Origin of the sequence: Salipaludibacillus sp. CF4.18, from assembly GCF_051262595.1 — a bacterium.
Lineage (GTDB): Bacteria > Bacillota > Bacilli > Bacillales > Salisediminibacteriaceae > Salipaludibacillus > Salipaludibacillus neizhouensis.
The window spans coordinates 14,611-34,341 of sequence record NZ_JBIMEV010000003.1 but is presented as its reverse complement, the minus strand read 5'-3'; the positions used below and the strand labels follow the sequence as shown (position 1 = coordinate 34,341).

Here is a 19,731-nt window from a genome sequence, read left to right as displayed (position 1 = left end):
AGGAGGGATAATGATGTCATTAATTACGCTTGTCGCAACAAAAGAACTCATCTCTATAATGAGTGATGGAAGGTTATGTGAAGGAGACAAAGTCTACCAAGAGGATTTCAAAAAAATAGCGATGATATCAGATAACATTGTTTTAGGTGCTACTGGAAATCATGAGGAGGCTAAATCCCTCTTAGCTAATGCTGCTGAATGGCTGGAAAGTTCAGAAGATGATATCGACAGCTTTGTGAACGTGACACGAGAAAAGGTATTGAAAATCAAGCCAAAAAACCACCGGACTAATATTACTCCCATGTCGTCATAGGAGCAGTTAATCGTGATAATGATATTATTTACTATTATTTTACCAATGACAAAAAATATAAATTAGAAAAGTGCTTACCTAAGATCCATGATCCTCACCCGGTGTGTTTTTCGTTAGGGAAAAGAGAAGCAGTTGATAAACTAAAAAAGAGAACCTATAAAGAAATGACTCTAGAAGACATAATTAACGTCCAGTCAAAAATTAATACAGAAATTTCTCATTTGGATAAGACAGTAAATACTACGACATTTCATGAGGCAATTTCTCTCACTAATTATTAGACAAAAAACAATAGATAGATAATCATGCATACATGAACGGGGACTTACATCTAGTAGATCTGCTCATGGATTATTAATGAGGAAGATAAGTAAATGAAATTAAAAACTCTCTGTGACTAAACTAGACATTTTTCATGGCAGGAAGAATATAATCTATCATAGAAAGGTGTTAAAAAGGAGTGGTGTCGTATGACAAGAAAAATAGCAGAGTCTTCCGAAGAAATGATGGAGATTCTAGAGAATGATTTTCTGTCGGTTAAATATAGTTTCAGGGAGTTCGAATTTCAAGAAGTTGCTCCATTATCATGGATCGTAACAGGGGAAGAAGGTAGAATTTATTTATCTTTTGACAAAAGAATAAGAGGACTGAATGTTAAGAGAGATACAAAACATATTCATGATGATTTTATTGTTCCTAGTTATGCATCCAATTTAGAAGACAAGTACTGGCAATATGACTTACATTATTTCATTGGTGAAGCATTTAAGGTAACAAACTTTATGCCTGAAAGAGAGTTATGTAAAGAAGAAATGAGAAGATTTTTTCAAGTGTCAGAAAGCTACTTAAGACTTATAAACAAACCTTCGAGAGAATTGCTGGCTAGCATTAATCGTCATAATGCCAGTGCCGGAACTTTGGCAGGACTGTTACATTCTCATGTGAAGTATAGCCTTCGGGAGATCGCAGGCGAAAAAGAAGTTCTGTTTGAAAGTATTGCTTTGCTGAAAGAATTTGATGCCATTGAAGCAGGAAGAGATTATGATAGAAAGAAATTTACTTTGATGTTAGACGGTTGTGAGCGGATAATATCGCAACATAAAATGTATATTCATTAAATTTTATTAAAGAGCCTAGTCCATAGTTATAAAACTAGGTTCTTTTTTGACATAAGATAGATGACAGCCAACAGCTTTACAGTAGACGTATCATTCGAGTAGCACCTACATGAAATTCATACGTGCTACTCTTAGTGGCGAAAGCCCGCGCTGCATTTAACAAAAGACGGCTATGCCGTTTTCCTTACTGATCATTTTTTGTTGCCTGTTGGGACTCACTAACAAGTCTTTTTGTCATGTCTTCTGTTGCTTGTGAAGAATCTCCACTTGGGTCTACTCCTAATTCCTCAGCAATTTCATACTTCATTTTATCTAGAGCTTTTTCAATTCCAGGTACTAAGAGTTTGTTACTTTCAACCATATTCATCAACTCCTTTTGTTTATTTCTCTTATTATGTCTAGTTAATACATTTTTATCAGGAATACAAATGTAATCTTTGACGCTAAAACTAAAATTGATTGTCTTTATCGATAAGAATTTATTTTTTATAAGCAAAATACTTGAAAGTCAAAATAGGTCAAAGTATACTAGAAATATGTTAGTCAAAGATAGTCAAAGTCAAATTAAATATAACAATAAAATTCCGCATAAATCAGGGAGGTAGTAATATATGAATTGTCAAAAATGTAACGAAAGACAAGCAACAATTAATTTAAATGTGCAATTGAATCATAGCAAGCATCAGGTGCAATTATGTCACCCTTGTTTTAAAGAATTACAATCTGAAAGTAAAATGCCTTCTGGTTTTGGAGGATCTTCAGATATGCCATTAAAAGATTTTTTTAACCAATTCAATGAATCAACAATGAATGCACAAAACCAAGATAAAAATGGCAAGCAAGCTCAGCAAGGAGGTAACCGAGGAGGTGGCTTATTGGACCAGCTTGGTCAAAATGTTACACAGGCTGCAAAAACAGGTTTAGTTGATCCGGTTATTGGTCGTAATGAGGAAGTAGATCGAGTCATTGAGATATTAAATCGTCGTAATAAAAACAATCCAGTTCTTATCGGAGAACCAGGGGTTGGTAAAACTGCAATAGTGGAAGGACTAGCTCTTAAAATTAGCGAAGGAGATGTTCCTTCTAAGCTCTTAAACAAAGAAGTATATTTACTCGATGTCGCTTCCTTAGTGGCGAACACAGGAGTTCGGGGTCAATTTGAAGAAAGGTTAAAACAATTGATTGCTGAACTACAGCAGCGCAAAAATGTGATTTTATTCATCGATGAGATTCATCAAGTGGTTGGAGCTGGTTCCGCAGAAGGCTCCATGGATGCCGGTAACATATTGAAACCCGCATTAGCTAGGGGCGAACTTCAAGTAATTGGTGCGACGACATTAAAAGAGTACCGTACAATTGAAAAAGACGCAGCGTTAGAGCGCCGTTTCCAGCCGGTGATGGTTCATGAACCATCGGAAGAGGATGCCATTGATATTCTAAAAGGAATTCAATCAAAATACGAAGCATACCATGAAGTAACTTATTCTGAAGAAGCAATTCGTGCATGTGTGACGTTATCTCATCGTTATGTTCAAGATCGATTTTTACCTGATAAAGCAATTGATCTATTAGATGAAGCTGGATCAAAACTAAACTTACAAGCAGGTGGCACCAACCATAGTAATATTGAAGAACGGTTAAGGGTGATAGCTGAGGAAAAAGATGCAGCCCTGAAAGACGAGAACTATGAAGTGGCTGCGAAGCTCCGAGATGAAGAAGAAAACTTAGAAAAGCAATTGGAAACGAAGAAAGAAGAAAAGGTAATCGTAAACGTGGAGAACATTCAGGCAATCATTGAAAGGAAAACTGGTATTCCAGTAGGTAAACTCCAGGATAATGAGGCGTCAAAAATGAAGAATCTTTCTGAGAATCTTGCTGGAAAAGTGATAGGACAAGCTAATGCGGTATCTAAAGTTGCGAAAGCTGTCCGTCGTTCCCGTGCAGGGCTAAAGCCAAAACATCGTCCGATTGGATCGTTTCTATTTGTAGGGCCAACGGGTGTCGGAAAAACCGAGTTGACGAAGACACTTGCAGAAGAAATGTTTGGTTCAAAAGATGCTATGGTTAGACTTGATATGAGCGAATATATGGAAAAGCATGCTGTCTCGAAATTAATTGGTTCGCCTCCAGGCTATATCGGTCATGATGAAGCGGGTCAATTGACGGAAAAGATTCGTCGGAACCCATACTCCATCATCTTACTTGATGAAATCGAGAAAGCACATCCAGATGTCCAGCACACTTTTCTGCAAATATTAGAGGATGGGCGGTTAACGGACAGCCAGGGCCGTACAGTCAGTTTTAAGGAGACTGTGATTATAATGACGAGTAACGCTGGCGTGGGTTCAAAGCAAGGGAAGGTAGGATTTGGTGCTGACAACGATGCGTTAAGGCAAACTTCGATTTTGGATTCCTTGTCAGCTTACTTTAAGCCTGAATTCTTGAACAGATTTGATGCAATTATTGAGTTTGATCACTTAGGAAAAGACAGTCTTATCGAGATTGTGGAATTAATGCTAGAAGAGTTGCAAGAAACATTGAAAGAACAAAATATGAGTATAGCAGTATCACAAGAGGTAAAAGAAAAGTTGGCTGAGCTTGGTTATCATCAAGAGTTTGGTGCTCGACCATTGCGTCGAACGATTTCCGAACAACTAGAAGATCCAATTACTGATTTGATTCTTGACAAAGATGATACGAAAGAAATCAATATTGTTCTGGAGAATGAAGAGATTAAATTGGTATAAACAATCACACCCACCATGTGGTAAAATTCATATGGTGGGTGTTTTAATTATTTATTTATAAAATACAGATACAATATCTGTCAACAAAGGAGAATGATGAACCATGCGCTCTTCTACAAAAATGAAGTGGCTTACAGGATGTTTTGAATTTATTCTTGGTATTCCGTTCCTAGGTGCATCCATTGTCATTGGATTCTCATGGGCACCTCTTGGAGTAATGTTGTTATTACATGTTATTACAATAATTATTTCTGCAAGAGACGGCGGTAATAAATACGGCTCTGTTATTGGCATTTTCACCAATCTCATTGCATGGATTCCATTTGTCGGAATGACCATGCACCTGATTACTGGAATTGTGCTTATGGTAGATGCTGCCAGAGGAAAAACAAAACGAATAGAGTAGATCGCGAAGGGGCTGAAAAAGGTTATTTGAACTTTTTTAGTGCCTTTTTTTAGTAGATAAGAATTTATAAAATTGACAGCTATCTTTACGCCACGCGTGTCAAGGGAAACCCACCCTTGACACTTAAATGATGGTGGCTAAAAGATCACGCTGTATTTAATAAAAGACGGCTATCCCGTTTTTCTTATTGACTTAGTTCTTGAGACTCTTTTTTCGTATTCACAGGTAAGGGTTTCATTCCATTTTGTACCGAGTCCTAGAAATTGTTTTCTAAATGAAATGATAGTACATTTATAGAATAACTAAACAATTAATAAAGGGTGTGGGAATCTATGACAGGGAATGATAAACCAGAGGGGAAAAAGCCTGAAGAAATTTCTAAAGACGGTTCATTTAAACGGCAAAAAAACAGGTTTGCAACGCCTTTTGGAACAAAGTCTGGTGAGCTGCCTGTAGTAGCAGGTCGCTATCGTCTTATATGGTCCCCAGCATGTCCATGGGCCCATCGCTCGGTAATCGTTCGAAAAGTTCTTGGTTTGGAAAATGTTATTAGTTTAGGCACAGTTAGCCCAATGCGTCCGGATATTCCTCGGGTTGACTGGGAATTTTCTTTAGATGATCAAGGAACGGATCCAGTGTTAGGGATTAGATACTTAAGTGAAATATATATTAGCACAGATCATAACTATTCTGATCGTCCGACGGTTCCAGTAGTAGTAGATGTGACAAACAAACAAGCTGTCAATAACGATTATTTCAAACTTACAAATTATTTAGAAAGAGAATGGGCTCCTTTTCATAAAGAAAATGCACCAGATTTATACCCCCCACATCTACAGACTGAAATTGACGCTTTAAATGATATTATTTTTCACGATATAAATAATGGTGTATATAAATGCGGCTTCGCTGCGTCACAAGATGCTTATGAACTAGCTTTCGACCAATTGTTTGCGAGGTTGGACGATTTAGAAGACCGCTTATCAAAACAAAGGTTCTTATTTGGTGATTTTATTACTGATTCTGATGTACGACTTTACTCTACCTTAATCAGATTTGATGCCGCCTATTATTCAGCTTTTAAAACGAATAGAAACCTTATCCGAGAATTTAAAAACTTAGGTGAATACGTTAAGGATTTATACCAAACGCCTGGTTTTGGAGATACAACGGACCTTGAGGCGATTAAAAAACATTACCATTTGTCGATAACGATAAATCCAAATAATAATGAGAAGAAAATTCTCCCGAAAGGACCTGATTTAACTAGCCTTGACTCACCGCATAGCCGGCATTTAATAAGTGGTAAACAAGAGAAGTTTCTCAAGTAATGTTAGTGAGGGGATAATGTAATGATTACACGTAATGCTGAAAAGGAAGAACTACAACTAATTCGAGATCAACGAATAGCTGCATATGCAGAGCATGCCAAGGAAATAAATGAAGATCACTGGAAGGGTCTTGAAAAAGCAATTTCATCAGAGGGCGACATTCAACCAGGCTCAGAGATGATTGTTGCAGAAATCCATGGAGAAATTCTTGGTAGTGTCGTATTGTTTCCAGCCAAAACAGATGCTTATGAGGGATATGTCGAGGAACTGGAATACCCGGAAATCCGAATGCTGGCAGTGTCTCCTGAAGCGCGTGGTCAAGGTGTTGCGAAAGCTTTGATATTAGAATGCATTCGAAGAGCGAAAGAAAAAGGCTATGATACAATTGGTCTTCATACTGGATCTTTTATGAAAAACGCGATTAAACTTTATGAACAATTTGGCTTCGAACGTATTCCACAATATGATTTCGAACCAGCAAATGATGGTATTATTGTGAAAGCATTTCGATTGTCGATATAGAGGGATGTAAAACTGCTTCTCTTCGCGCTAACAGCATAAAGGCAAGCAAGTTGACAGCTATCTTTACGCCACAAGCATCAAGGGAAGTTCGCTTCCTTTCGAGTAGCACCTACACGCACTAAGTAGGTGCTACTCGGGGGTGGCTTTAAAGATCACGCTGTATTTAATAAAAAGACGGCTATGCCGTTTTTCTTATTATACCTTCGTAGTTGTATCAATGAAATCTCTCTTCTACAGGTAAATGTATGGGAACCTTAAACCACCACAAAACAAATATGGCGACAAATCCCGATAGAACATAAGTTAACAGAGGACGGGTTTCATGCAGTTTCAATAGTGGAAACATGACAAATAAAAAAACAATCGACCATCCTAACGTCCATCCGTATTGATAGTCGATATGTCCTGTTAACGTAAATATATATTCCCATATCCCATAAATTGCAATCCACTGGAGTGTATGTAAAATCTGTTTGATCATCGTTTTTGGGAAGTTACTTAAAAATAATAGCCCAGTAGCAGGAAAGACGATAAATGTATAGATGGTTTCTGTTACAGAATGATTTGAAAATAGATCAGCGTCCATTCTCCAAAGAAAGTGATTTGCTGTGTAAAAATTGTAAATCATGTTTCCGAGAGCGAAGAACAGTAATGAAGCGTGATACTTCTTCCAATTCCTCCAATCACCCCATCCATAGGCCGCTATAATACTAATAATTGCAGTAAGTATATGCATAAAATTCACCTTTTAAAAAAATATTTTTTGTTTAAAATGGTTGTTTTCATTATTCTGAAAGCAAGTTGATACAATAGTAGTGTGCATATATTTGGGTAATATTATTAAAAAATAATAAGCTAAAAGTAAGAAGTTTAAATTGAATCACGAACGATCTCGAATATTATAGCGAAATTTCAAACTGGAAATGAAAGGTTAGAAGTAGAAGAATTTATCAAAAGTATCATGCATTTGGTTGAAACTAATTTAGACAACAGTAACTTGCAAGAAAGTAAACAATACTAATTATTAATTATGCTATAATAATAGAAATTACATAGAAATGGGTGGTAGATGTGGCTTCTATTGGTAAGCTACCAGAAAATATTTCATTGTTACACGCTTTAGATAGTATCGGTGAAAATATTATTGTTGCTGATGTAAATTATAATATTGCGTGGATGAACTCACATGCTACAGAATTGTTTTCAAAAGTTATCACTTTATTTGATATTCCTGATTTACAGGATCTATTGGGATTGAATATGGGCCGATTCCATCGTGATCCGAATTATCAAAAAAAAATTATGGATGAACTAACAGAAGTGCACCGGGCTCGTATAAATATCCGTAACAGATTGGTAGCAGATATTGTTATAACACCTATAAAAACTGAAGCGGAAAAAATAGAAGGATACATAGTTATGCTGTTAGACGTGACAACGAAAGCAGAGGAAGAAAAAAAGAAAGACAATTTGATCAAGGGCTTATCTGTTCCCATCATGTATATATGGGAGAAAACAATTGCACTTCCTCTAATAGGAGATTTTACACAGGAACGTGGAGAAAGTATGATTTCTTCTGTTTTAAAGGAATCTTCTTCTAATGATATTGATTACGTACTAGTATCTCTGGGTGGATTAAATAAGTTTGATGATGGAGTACAGTCAAGTATAAAAACGTTAAATGATTGCTTGCAATTAATGGGGATAGAATGTATCCTGGTTGGAATTACGCCAAAAATAGCAATGACCTTTGGTGAGAATAATAAACAAATGCGTACTATTAGCACTTCACACGAGGCTCTAAAGTACATTATAAAAAAACAAAGTAGAGAAACTGATATCGCGAAGTCTACTTGACAAATACCAAAAAAGTATGATAAAAATTAAGTAATCGTTTTCAATTGCATACAAGGATTGTGACTGTTCGGCAGGCAAAACCTAACTTTGTAATGGAATTTCTCTTCTTGGGGGACATTCTATAACAAAGTTAGGTTTTTTATTTCTTAACCTGCAGAAGCTAAAGATATTTCGATAGGAAGGTGAGGTGGATAATGATAATAAAGAAAGTCTTATATTTTAATATAGTTATGCAAAGAATGAATTCGATCATCAGGAAACAAACAATCCTTACTAGTAAAGGGTTATTACTATAACAAAAAATTTAACAACTGATCGGCCATGTTAGAAATTATCGAAATATAAAATATTTTTGTCGTGAAAGCGTTGACACATGTTTAGAGAAGTAATATACTAAGCTTACAAATTAAATATCCTTCGAAGGAATGTTACCACTTAGTGGGCATAACCTGATCTGATTTTGAGAACACACAATTTGTGTGCGTTTCAAATCGGATCAGGTTTTTATTTTGCAAAAAATAGAAAACATCATAAGAAAGTGGGGGTTATCATGAAATACGAAGAGTTAGCAAAAGATATTATTGACAAAGTTGGCGGGAAAGATAACGTCAAAAGTGTTGTGCATTGTATCACCAGATTAAGATTCAAATTGAAAGATGAAAGTAAAGCCCAAACAGAAGAATTAAAGAACATGAATGAGATTGTGACAGTAATGAAAAGCGCTGGTCAGTACCAGGTTGTTATTGGTAATCACGTTCCTGATGTTTATAAAGCAGTCGTTGAAGTAGGTGGTTTCGCGCATAAAGAAGAAGTAGATCAAGAAGAAGAACAAGATACCAATTTATTTAACCGCATGATTGATATTATTTCTAGTATCTTTACTCCTGTCTTAGGTGTTTTAGCTGCAACAGGGATGATCAAAGGTTTTAATGCACTATTTTTAGCACTTGGATGGTTAGAAGAAGGACAAGGAACCTATCAGTTATTAGACATAATCGGGGATTCTTTATTCTACTACTTCCCAATCTTCTTAGGTTACACTGCAATCAAGAAATTTGGCGGGTCACCATTCATCGGAATAGCCATCGGGGCCTCTCTGGTTTACCCGACACTAAACACAATCTTGGCAGCTGACCCTCTATACGTCTTGTTTGCTGGTACGGTGTTTGAATCACCAGTTCAATTTACCTTTCTAGGTATTCCTATTATTATAATGGGTGCGGGTTATGCTTCATCAGTTATCCCTATTATTCTTGCTACTTTATTCGCTTCAAAAGTGGAACGTTGGTTAAGAACATTCATCCCTGACGTTGTCAAAATGTTCTTAATCCCATTCTTTACATTGCTTATCGTTGTGCCACTTACGTTTATTGTTATTGGTCCTATTGCAACTTGGGCAAGCCAGATACTCGGACAAGGGACACTCTTCGTTTATAACTTAAGTCCAGTTATTGCCGGTCTTGTCATCGGTGGTTTATGGCAAGTAATCGTCATTTTCGGTTTACATTGGGGATTAATCCCAATTGCAATTAACAATTTAACAACAACTGGTGCTGATCCAGTATTAGCCATGATGTTTGCTACTACTTTTGCTCAAATCGGTGCAGTCTTAGCTGTATGGATAAAAACAAATAATGATAATTTAAAAACATTAAGTATTCCTGCTTTTATCTCTGGAATATTCGGAGTAACGGAGCCGGCTATCTACGGGGTAACATTACCTTTGAAAAAACCGTTTATTATTAGTTGTATTGCTGCTGGAATAGGTGGTGGTCTTATTGGTTTCGTTGGAGGACAAGGATACAGAATCGGTGGATTGGGAATTTTCCAAATCCCGTCATTTATCGGAACAAGCGGACTTGATTTAGCATTTTGGGGTGCGATTCTATCAGCTCCTTTAGCATTTGTATTAGCCTTCGTCTTGACATACATTTTCGGTGGAATTAATAAAGCCAATTCACCAGTTATGCAGGAAGGTGCAACTTCATCTGAAGCTCCAGTAGATCCGTTAACAGAGAAATCAACATCTTCTGTTGAGAATAAAGGAGAAGTAATTGCTAGTCCGTTTACTGGAAAAATCGTTCCATTAGTTGAGATTGAAGATGAAGCATTTTCAACAGGTGCTCTTGGAAAAGGAATCGCTATTTTACCGACAGAAGGTAAATTACATGCACCAGCATCTGGGACAGTCTCAGCTCTTTTTCCGTCGAATCACGCAATTGGGATTACTACGGATAATGGAGCCGAACTCTTAATTCATGTTGGCATGGACACGGTTCAGTTACAAGGTAAATTCTTCACTTCTCATGTGAAACAAGGTGATCGAGTAGAGAAAGGTCAACTCCTTACTGAATTTGATATTGCGAAAATTCAAGACGCTGGATACAGTCTCGCGACACCAGTTGTTGTGACAAATCCAACGAATTATAATTTGATGACTACAGAAGAAAAAGAAGTGAAACAAGGTGATAGTCTAATTACGCTAATCAACTAAGTAATTCGCTTAATATCAGAAGGGAACTCAAAGCTTTCCTTCTGATACTTGATAGAGAGATAATTCATAAAATTGGCAGCTACCTTCACACCGCAAGTATCAAGGGAAACCTACATCCTTTCGAGTAGCACCTACACGAACTACGTAGGTGCTACTCGGGGGCGGTGGAGCTGACGCTACATTTAATAAAAGACGGCTATGCCGTTTTTCTTATAAGGAGGGGTTACTATGAAAAATTACATATTTCCAGAAAACTTTTTATGGGGTGGTGCCATTGCCGCAAACCAAACAGAAGGTGCTTATCTAGAAGACGGAAAAGGATTAACTCTTGTTGATCTCCTTCCCACGGGACAAAAACGATGGGAAATTATGATGGGCAAGCTCGATAGTTTAGAACCCAAAGAGGGAGAGTTTTATCCATCCCATGAAGCAATTGATTTCTATCATCGCTATAAGGAGGATGTTGCTTTATTTGCTGAGATGGGCTTTAAATCTCTTAGAGTATCCATTTCATGGTCACGAATTTTTCCGAACGGGGATGATGAAACACCGAATGAAGCTGGTTTAAAATTCTACGATCAATTATTCGATGAATTGTTAAAGTACGGCATTGAACCAGTTGTTACGATTGCTCATTTCGATGTGCCAGTTAACTTAATCAAAACATACGGTAGCTGGAGAAACCGTAAACTTGTAAAGTTTTTTGAAAACTATGCAACAACTATTTTAGAGCGATACAAAGATAAAGTGAAATATTGGATGACATTTAATGAAATTAATATGCTGCTGCATTTACCGTTCGTAGGTGCTGGGCTCGTTTTTAAAGAAGGAGATAACGAATTACAGATCAAATATCAAGCGGCACATCACCAGTTGGTTGCAAGTGCATTAGCGGTAAAGGCGTGTCATAAGATTATTCCGGAAGCGAAAATTGGTTGTATGCTCGCTGCTGGTTCTACTTATCCTTATACATGTCACCCTGATGACGTTTTTGATGGGATGGAAAAAGACCGGGAATCGTTCTTTTTTATTGATGTGCAATCAAGGGGCGCTTACCCTGGCTATGCAAAGCGATTTCTTAAGGAAAACAATATTCGTATCGATATGGAAAAAGAAGATGAAGAACTTTTCAAAGCTCATACTGTTGATTATATAGGATTTAGTTATTATGCAAGCCGTTCAACGAGTACAGATCCAGAAGTATTAAAGAACCAAACGAGCGGAAATATCTTTGGTTCCGTTGAAAATCCATATTTAGAGAAGTCTGAATGGGGATGGACGATTGATCCTAAAGGATTTCGAATTACAGCGAATCAATTATATGATCGATATCAAAAGCCATTGTTTGTGGTAGAAAACGGACTAGGTGCGGTGGATGAAATGAGTGAAAACGGAGAAATTCATGATGATTACCGTATCGAGTATTTACGAAAGCATGTTGCTGAAATGGGCGAAGCAATAAAAGATGGTGTCGAGATTCTTGGTTATACTAGCTGGGGACCGATTGATATTGTCAGTGCATCTACAGGAGAAATGAAAAAGCGATACGGCTACATTTATGTAGATAAAGATAACGAAGGAAAAGGTTCGTTGAATAGAACGAAAAAGAAAAGCTTTTATTGGTACAAAAAAGTAATTGAGTCAAATGGTGAGCAGATCGATTAATTAGTTAGTTCAAAAAAGTAGAAGAAGCAATAGGCGGAGACTTGAGGGTTGCCCGCGGAAAGCGTCCGCCTTTAGCGAATTCGAGCAAAGTCCTGATTAAAAGAATAATCTTTTTATAGATAGATAGATGATAAATTTTTAGAAGGAGTGATTTGATGAGTGAAATTAAAAAGTTTCCTAAAGGATTTTTATGGGGTGGTGCAGTTGCTGCCAATCAATTAGAAGGTGCATACAAAGAAGATGGAAAAGGACTTTCAACGGCAGACGTTTCTCCAAAAGGAATTATGAGCCCACCAGATTTCTCCATGAAGGACTTCAATTTATACCATGAAGGAATTGATTTTTACCATACTTACAAAGAAGATATTGCATTGTTTGCTGAAATGGGATTTAAATCCTTTCGTTTTTCGATTGCCTGGACTCGCATTTTCCCTAATGGAGATGAACAAACTCCAAATGAACAAGGCTTGGAATTCTATGAAAAAGTAATCGATGAATTAGTAAAATATAATATTGAGCCTGTCATTACCATTTCTCATTATGAAATGCCATTAGCTCTTGTGAAAAACTATGGTGGTTGGAAAAGTCGAAAATTGGTTGCATTTTATGAAAATTATGCGAAGACCTTGTTTACTCGTTTTCATAAAAAAGTGAAATACTGGATGACATTTAATGAGATTAATGTCGTTATGCATGCTCCATTTACTGGCGGAGGCCTTCTTTTTGAAGAAGGAGAAAAGAATGACCAAGACATTTACCAATCCGCACACCATCAATTTGTTGCAAGTGCACTTGCCGTTAAGGTTGGACATGAGATCAATCCTGATCTTCAAATTGGTTGTATGATTGCTTCCATGCTTACGTATCCCTATTCTTCAAAACCGGAAGACATGTTGGCTGCTGTGATGCAAGACAGAAAAACGTTGTTCTTTTCCGATGTTCAGGCAAGAGGATATTATCCTTCCTATATGCGAAACTACCTAGAAGAAAATGATATTAATATTGTTATGGAAGATGGAGATCTTGAAATTCTTCAGGAAAATACGGTCGATTATATCGGCTTTAGTTATTACATGTCTTTTGTAGCAAGTACGGATCCCGAACATTTAAAAGCTCAAACGTCTGGCAACCTATTAGCAGGTGTAAAAAATCCTCATTTGAAAGCTTCAGAGTGGGGATGGCAAATTGATCCTGTTGGTCTTAGAACAGTAAGTAATCAACTGTACGACCGATATCAAAAGCCGTTATTTATTGTGGAAAATGGTTTAGGAGCAGTTGATAAAGTCGAAGACGATGGCTCAGTTAATGATGATCACCGAATCGACTATTTACGAGCGCATATTCAAGAAATGAAAAAAGCAATTGCCGATGGAGTAGATATTATAGGCTACACATCATGGGGACCAATTGACTTAGTAAGTGCATCAACGGCAGAGCTCAAAAAACGGTACGGATACATTTACGTGGACCGCGATAGTAAAGGACAAGGTTCGAATAAACGGATCAAGAAGAAAAGTTTTAACTGGTATAAAAATGTTATTGCAACAAATGGGGAAGAGTTATAATTTAATAAATAAACGAAACTGCTAAGTGGATCATTACTTAGCAGTTTTTTAATGTATTGAGGGAAGTATAATCTTATCTATATTATAATTTTCTGGCAAAAAGTGTTTGACGTCCTTATATTACGACGTAGTGCTCTGAAACTGTTGGAGCCAATTTTTAAATGCATGTACGGGTAAAGGGCGACTATAATAATAACCTTGTATAAGGTCAGCATTATTATTGAATGAAAAATCTGATTGCTCTTTGCTTTCTACACCTTCACAGACTACCTTTAAGTCCATTGATTTTCCCAGTGAAATCATCGAGCGAAGAAGAGACTGATTGTTCTTTTTCTCGTAGAGATCGTGAACAAATGCTCGGTCTATTTTCAGTATATCGATTGGTAAACTTTTCAAGTAGTAAATAGAAGAATATCCCGTTCCGAAATCATCAATACTTATCGCGATCCCAAGTGCTTTTAAGTCGTGAAGTTTCGTTTCAATGTGTTTCGTATCGTTCAACAGCGTTTCTGTAATCTCTAACTCTAAGTTTTTCGGCTTAATTCCAGTTTCACTCATTATATGCTTCACATCCTGAAGAAAACCAGGGTGTTGAAATTGTACTGCCGAAATATTAACGGAAACAGGAATCTCTCCTAATCCTTCTAGTTTCCATTTCATACTTTGGGTACACGCCTCTGCAAGAATCCATCTACCAAGATCATTAATAAACCCAGTTTCTTCAGCTATAGGGATGAAATCATCTGGACTAATGAGCCCATTATCAGGATCGTTCCAGCGTATTAAAGCTTCTACACCGTATATACTAGTTGAAAATTCAGCAATTTTCGGCTGATAATAGAGCTCGAATTCATCTTGCGCAAGTGCAGTAAGTAATCGATTTTCGATGCGGACACGTTTTTGTATACGGTCAAGAATGTCATATGTAAAATTACGATAAAATTTATTTGGAATGATCTTAACTTCGTTCATAGCAATTTCCGCATTCTTCACTAAAACTTGAGCACTTGAGCCATCTTCGGGAGCAATGCTTGAACCAATTCGAACATTCAGACGGATAATCTCTCCTTGAATAGAATATGGAAGTGTTAATTGATCGTTTAAGTTCGCTAAAAGTTCAGCTAAAGATTGCCTATTTTCTTTATCTTCAGCTAAATAAACGACAAATAAATCAGCGAAGTAACGAGTGATCCTTGTGTGATTAGGTAAGTTTTTACGCAAACGGTCAGCGAATTTCATAAGTATCTCATTGCTTGAATGTTCACCGAATGATTCGTTAATATAGCGGAATCGATTAATGTTAATTGCGATAACTGCCCGTGTTTCGTGCTTTTTGTTAAAGTTTTGTAGATCTTTTGATATGTATGAGCGAAAATTTGTCATATTCATGAGTCCAGTTAACGAATCAAAGGATGTTAATTGGTGGATGCGTTGTTCGAATGCTTTCTTTTGATCAACTAAGTTTGTTACGTTAAATTGAAGACCGATAAAGTACATCGGCAGATCCAAATTCTCTTGAAAGATTGGACTAATGACGAATTGATTCCAAAAAGGAGTCTGGTCCTTTTTATAGTTTAATAGTGTAAGGGATGCAGGTGTATTGTTCCTAATCGCAGTACGAATGATGTCAGTGTCTTCTTGATTTGTTTCTGGTCCCTGAAGAAAACGGCAGTTTTTGTACATGACTTCTTCTTTCGAATAGCCTGTCATTGATTCGAAGTGCTTATTGACATATATAATTGGATTATCTGGCAAATGTGGATCAGTAATAGTTACACCGATACCCATCTCTTCAATAACATTTAAAAGATTATCGGAAGTTAGGTTAGCATTAATTAGTTCCATAGCTTTGTCATTTCGCAAAACGATACCTCCTGGTTATAATTCAATATACATAGTCTTATAGACTCATATTAATAGTATACCTTCTATGAATTTCTTTTCAACTAATTTGTAATGATTAGGAGGGAAAAAGAATTATTTTTATGCATATTAGATGATTGAGTAATCCTTGTGCAGGAAATTAATGTTAAAATTACTTGATGATTCACGTTAAATATTCTTAAGTTGAGATATACTAAGATCCACTGCTAATAAAATAATGGGTTACGATTCTTAAGTAAACTATATTTATATAAAGGGGAGATCATAACATGATGATTGACGTCGACTTTCATTTTATAGAGACTAACGGAATTAGACTTCATGTTGCTTTTGCTGGACCAGAAGATGGACCACTTGTATTGTTACTTCACGGGTTTCCAGAGTTTTGGTACGGGTGGAAAAATCAAATTGAGCCTCTTGCTAATGCGGGGTACCGAGTCGTCATTCCTGATCAGAGGGGTTACAATTTAAGTGATAAACCCGAAGGAATAGTTAATTATACGTTGGATAAGCTGCGTGATGATATTATTGGATTAATCAAAGTTTGTGGCAGAGAGAGCGCAACGATTATTGGCCATGATTGGGGAGGTGCTGTTGCATGGTATTTGACGGCTACCAGGCCACAGTATGTAGATAAATTAGTTGCCGTAAATATCCCACACTTAAGTGCTATGAAAAAAACAATCCTTAGTTACCCTCCGCAATGGTTAAAAAGCTCATATATTTTATTTTTTCAATTACCTAATATTCCGGAGTCATTTCTTAAATCAGATAACTATAAACGATTGACAGGGGCTCTTCTAGCTTCGAGTAAAAAAGGCACGTTCCATTCAGTGGATATCGATTACTATCATAGTGCCTGGTCGCAAGAAGGCAGTGTGACTGGAATGTTAAACTGGTACCGAGCAATGCGTTTTGCAAAGCTTCCTTCGGAGAAAATAGCTGTATCGACAAGAATTATCTGGGGTATGGATGATCAATTCTTAAGTGTAGAAAGTGCTAAAAAAAGCTTGAATTTTTGTGAAAATGGTGAACTAATCTTTGTTGGGGAAGCGACTCACTGGGTGAATCACGAGCAATCTGAAATTGTAACCAAGCTAATACTTGAGTTTATATAACTTTACTGGTGAAGGCATGAATGCTATTAATAAACTATATCAGAAAAGAAATGGGGAAAACAACGTTATGACTAAAATTGCCATTATATCTGATGTACACGGAAATATGACAGCATTAGAAGAAGTTCTTAGGGACATTCATTCAAGAGATATCGATAGAATTTTTTGTTTGGGAGATTTAATCGGAAAAGGCCCACAAGGATCGGAATGCATTGAACTAATTAAAAGTAATTGCGAAGAAGTAGTTAGGGGGAATTGGGATGTATTTATTCAATTGCCTACGAAAGACCCATTTATTCAATGGTTCCAAGATCAGCTTACAAAGCAGGATTATCATTATTTAAGCACATTAAAGTTCCATCATGATCTTGAAATGAATGGACAGCTCATTCGATTTATTCATGCTTCCCCTAGAAGTGAGTTTGAACGTATTCTTCATATCGACTCACATACTAAACGAACATCGATGTTTGAAAATAGTGAGAAGACGAATTCAGAAATTTCTTCGAGAAAGCCCGATATCGTTTTCTATGGTGATATACATACAACGTTCTTACACACATTTAAAGAAGGCATCCTTTGTAACGTGGGGAGTGTCGGAAATTCATTGGATTTAACGTCAGCGTCCTATGTCATCCTTGATGGGACGCATTCAAACAATGCTATTCAATTTGTCCGGGTAGAATATGATCGAGAGGCCGAGCTTAAAAAGGCGAAAGAGCTTGGATTGGCCCAATATGAAAAATATTATAATGAATTAATGTATGGGAAATATCGTAATTCCAGAAAGTAAGTTAGCATAAACAATGATTGAATTTTGCGGTTAAGTCTATCATTTAGTATGTGATTCTAAAAGTATAAATGAATAGTTGCTAGAATTAAACGAAGTTACCTATAAAAACGATGGATGTTTTAAAGAGACACATAAATGCAATAAATATGTATAAGTACCATTTGCCAGAATTTATATTATAAGACCATGGAGGTCGTCTACATGGAAGATCAATCATTCATACAAAAAATAGAAGAATTATCTTTGAATGCTTTACCGGCGCTTCAAACACATATGTTCGATGGGTGGGTATTACGATTTGCAGATGGTTATACGAAACGAGCAAATTCGATTAATGCGCTTTATTTCTCGAAACAAGAAGTGGAACAAAAAATAGACATAAGTGAGCAGATTTACGAAAAAAGAAACTTGAGAACAGTTTATAAAATTACTCCCCAAATATTTCCGCGAAATTTAGATAAGAGTCTTGATGAAAGAGGTTATGTTCTGGAGGGTATAACGAGTGTTCAATTACTCCCATTGGAAAAGATAGAGTTTCATTCAGCGCAAAACGTTGAAGTATACGAGTATTTACATGATAGTTGGTTATCTGCTTTTTGCCGTTTAAGCAAAATAAAAGAAAACGACCAATCAACAATGAAGCAAATCTTAAGAAATATTGTACCTGGTATTTGTTACGTCATGGTAATCGATGACAATGGTAACGTTGTTGCCTGCGGGAGAGGCGTTCTGGAAGGCGAATACATAGGATTATACGACATTATTACTGATGAAAAATATAGGTACAACGGGTACGGAGAAAAACTTGTGCTTCAGATTTTACAATGGGGAAAAGAGAGTGCAGCTAAATTTGCATATCTTCAAGTAATGATCTCGAATGTTCCGGCATTAAATCTGTACAGTAAAATAGGATTCGAGGAAAAGTACAGTTATTACTATAGAATTAAAAAGTAATTTCTTTGAGTCAGCACACAGTGCTGGCTCTTTTTCCGAAGAAACCAAGTAACTTTAGCTAAACGGTTTGGTGGTCACATTAACCGAGTTCAAGTAATTAAATATTATGAATGTACACAATAAGTAAACAAAGTAGATTGAAAAGAAAACTTTGGATATTGTTGTTTTCGATATTTGTAAATCTTGTATAATAGTGGTCACTATTGTAAAACGAATAGCTATAAAATGGTATAATCAGATAAATGATAAGTTTAAGGAGATGGGGAAATGTTGCAAAACTCAAAGGTGAAACCAATGCTGCTCAATTTTCCACAGGAATTTGAAACAGAACGTCTTTTAATAAGGCTTCCTAAACCAGGAGATGGCAAAGCTGTTAATGGGGCAATAAAAGAATCTATAAATGAATTAAAAGCATGGATGCCGTTTGCTCACAAGGAACCTACAGAAGAGGAAACAGAGATTAACATCCGAAATTCTTACATAAAGTTTTTGAAAAGAGAAGATCTTAGATTGCTGGCTTTTCTAAAAGAAACCGGTGAATTTGTTTGTTCGTCCGGCCTGCACCGAATTGATTGGGAAGTACCTAAGTTTGAGATCGGCTACTGGGTAGACACTCGACATCGTGGTAAGGGTTATACTACTGAGGTAGTAGAAGGGATAACCAAGTTTGCGTTTAAAGAGCTGAAAGCAAGACGCTTAGAAATAAGGTGTGATTCTAAGAATTTTAAAAGCAGAGCGATTCCTGAAAGATTGGGGTACATTTTAGAAGGTATACTTAGAAATGACGAACTTTCTCTTGATGGGAAAGAGCTGACGGATACTTGTGTTTTTTCAAAGATTAGTTTGGACTAATAAATAAAAGGTTTGTGCAGACGTTTCTTTTCAAGAGGAAGCGTTATCCGCTCTAGGCGGGCGCTTTCCGAGGGCAATCATCACCCTTCATAATCAATCAGAACGAAGAAAT

At 36.6% G+C, this 19,731-nt stretch carries 17 protein-coding genes; 14 read left to right on the top strand and 3 right to left on the bottom strand.

Annotated elements, in window-relative coordinates; genetic code table 11:
• Positions 1-10: 10 nt before the first annotated feature.
• Positions 11-313 (top strand): hypothetical protein, encoded by a 303-nt coding sequence (locus ACHABW_RS03085; protein ID WP_435754001.1) that lies wholly within the window; start codon positions 11-13, stop codon positions 311-313.
• A 470-nt stretch (positions 314-783) separates the two neighbouring features.
• A complete protein-coding gene (locus ACHABW_RS03080; protein ID WP_435754000.1) occupies positions 784-1,431 on the top strand; it encodes a hypothetical protein in 648 nt (215 codons plus the stop codon).
• Positions 1,432-1,615: 184 nt separating this feature from the next.
• Here the strand turns inward: ACHABW_RS03080 and ACHABW_RS03075 are convergent, their stop codons facing one another.
• On the bottom strand, positions 1,616-1,792 hold the full coding sequence (locus ACHABW_RS03075) for a small, acid-soluble spore protein, alpha/beta type (RefSeq protein ID WP_110935395.1): 177 nt from the start codon (positions 1,790-1,792) through the stop codon (positions 1,616-1,618).
• Between the two features lie 250 nt (positions 1,793-2,042).
• Here ACHABW_RS03075 and ACHABW_RS03070 point away from each other — a divergent pair, with 250 nt between their 5' ends.
• The 4 genes from ACHABW_RS03070 to ACHABW_RS03055 all read left to right on the top strand — a co-directional run bounded on the left by ACHABW_RS03070 (position 2,043) and on the right by ACHABW_RS03055 (position 6,437).
• Positions 2,043-4,178, top strand: coding sequence for an ATP-dependent Clp protease ATP-binding subunit (locus tag ACHABW_RS03070; protein WP_435753999.1), 2,136 nt, complete (start codon positions 2,043-2,045; stop codon positions 4,176-4,178).
• A gap of 103 nt (positions 4,179-4,281) precedes the next feature.
• Positions 4,282-4,584, top strand: a complete 303-nt coding sequence (locus ACHABW_RS03065; protein ID WP_435753998.1) for a hypothetical protein — start codon at positions 4,282-4,284, stop codon at positions 4,582-4,584.
• A gap of 332 nt (positions 4,585-4,916) precedes the next feature.
• Positions 4,917-5,915 carry a glutathione S-transferase family protein gene (locus ACHABW_RS03060; protein ID WP_435753997.1) on the top strand — a complete coding sequence of 333 codons (999 nt, stop codon included), beginning with the start codon at positions 4,917-4,919 and terminating at the stop codon, positions 5,913-5,915.
• Positions 5,916-5,936: 21 nt separating this feature from the next.
• Complete coding sequence (locus ACHABW_RS03055; RefSeq protein WP_435753996.1) at positions 5,937-6,437, top strand: GNAT family N-acetyltransferase; 501 nt, start codon at positions 5,937-5,939, stop codon at positions 6,435-6,437.
• 214 nt (positions 6,438-6,651) lie between these two features.
• On the opposite strand, the gene ACHABW_RS03050 is transcribed toward ACHABW_RS03055, so the two are convergent.
• The gene (locus ACHABW_RS03050; RefSeq protein WP_435753995.1) at positions 6,652-7,173 is read right to left on the bottom strand and encodes a CBO0543 family protein; all 522 of its coding nucleotides are present in this window, start codon (positions 7,171-7,173) and stop codon (positions 6,652-6,654) included.
• Positions 7,174-7,508: 335 nt separating this feature from the next.
• Here ACHABW_RS03050 and ACHABW_RS03045 point away from each other — a divergent pair, with 335 nt between their 5' ends.
• The 4 genes from ACHABW_RS03045 (at position 7,509) to ACHABW_RS03030 (ending at position 14,018) form a co-directional block, all read left to right on the top strand.
• Positions 7,509-8,294, top strand: coding sequence for an RsbR, positive regulator of sigma-B (locus ACHABW_RS03045; protein WP_435753994.1), 786 nt, complete (start codon positions 7,509-7,511; stop codon positions 8,292-8,294).
• Between the two features lie 550 nt (positions 8,295-8,844).
• Positions 8,845-10,788 carry a beta-glucoside-specific PTS transporter subunit IIABC gene (locus ACHABW_RS03040; protein WP_435753993.1) on the top strand — a complete coding sequence of 648 codons (1,944 nt, stop codon included), beginning with the start codon at positions 8,845-8,847 and terminating at the stop codon, positions 10,786-10,788.
• Between the two features lie 228 nt (positions 10,789-11,016).
• Positions 11,017-12,453, top strand: coding sequence for a 6-phospho-beta-glucosidase (locus tag ACHABW_RS03035; RefSeq protein ID WP_435753992.1), 1,437 nt, complete (start codon positions 11,017-11,019; stop codon positions 12,451-12,453).
• Positions 12,454-12,608: 155 nt separating this feature from the next.
• Positions 12,609-14,018, top strand: coding sequence for a glycoside hydrolase family 1 protein (locus ACHABW_RS03030; RefSeq protein WP_435753991.1), 1,410 nt, complete (start codon positions 12,609-12,611; stop codon positions 14,016-14,018).
• A 120-nt stretch (positions 14,019-14,138) separates the two neighbouring features.
• Here ACHABW_RS03030 and ACHABW_RS03025 read toward each other — a convergent pair whose 3' ends face one another.
• A complete protein-coding gene (locus ACHABW_RS03025) occupies positions 14,139-15,881 on the bottom strand; it encodes an EAL domain-containing protein (protein ID WP_435753990.1) in 1,743 nt (580 codons plus the stop codon).
• Positions 15,882-16,174: 293 nt separating this feature from the next.
• Between ACHABW_RS03025 and ACHABW_RS03020 the strand changes: the two genes are divergently transcribed.
• From ACHABW_RS03020 to ACHABW_RS03005, 4 genes are all read left to right on the top strand, one after another.
• Entirely contained in the window at positions 16,175-17,020 is an 846-nt protein-coding gene (locus tag ACHABW_RS03020) for an alpha/beta fold hydrolase (protein WP_435754142.1), read from the top strand.
• Positions 17,021-17,087: 67 nt separating this feature from the next.
• Positions 17,088-17,813 carry a metallophosphoesterase family protein gene (locus tag ACHABW_RS03015; protein ID WP_435753989.1) on the top strand — a complete coding sequence of 242 codons (726 nt, stop codon included), beginning with the start codon at positions 17,088-17,090 and terminating at the stop codon, positions 17,811-17,813.
• A 201-nt stretch (positions 17,814-18,014) separates the two neighbouring features.
• Complete coding sequence (locus ACHABW_RS03010; RefSeq protein ID WP_435753988.1) at positions 18,015-18,767, top strand: GNAT family N-acetyltransferase; 753 nt, start codon at positions 18,015-18,017, stop codon at positions 18,765-18,767.
• Positions 18,768-19,052: 285 nt separating this feature from the next.
• Complete coding sequence (locus tag ACHABW_RS03005; RefSeq protein WP_435754141.1) at positions 19,053-19,619, top strand: GNAT family N-acetyltransferase; 567 nt, start codon at positions 19,053-19,055, stop codon at positions 19,617-19,619.
• Positions 19,620-19,731: the final 112 nt, after the last annotated feature.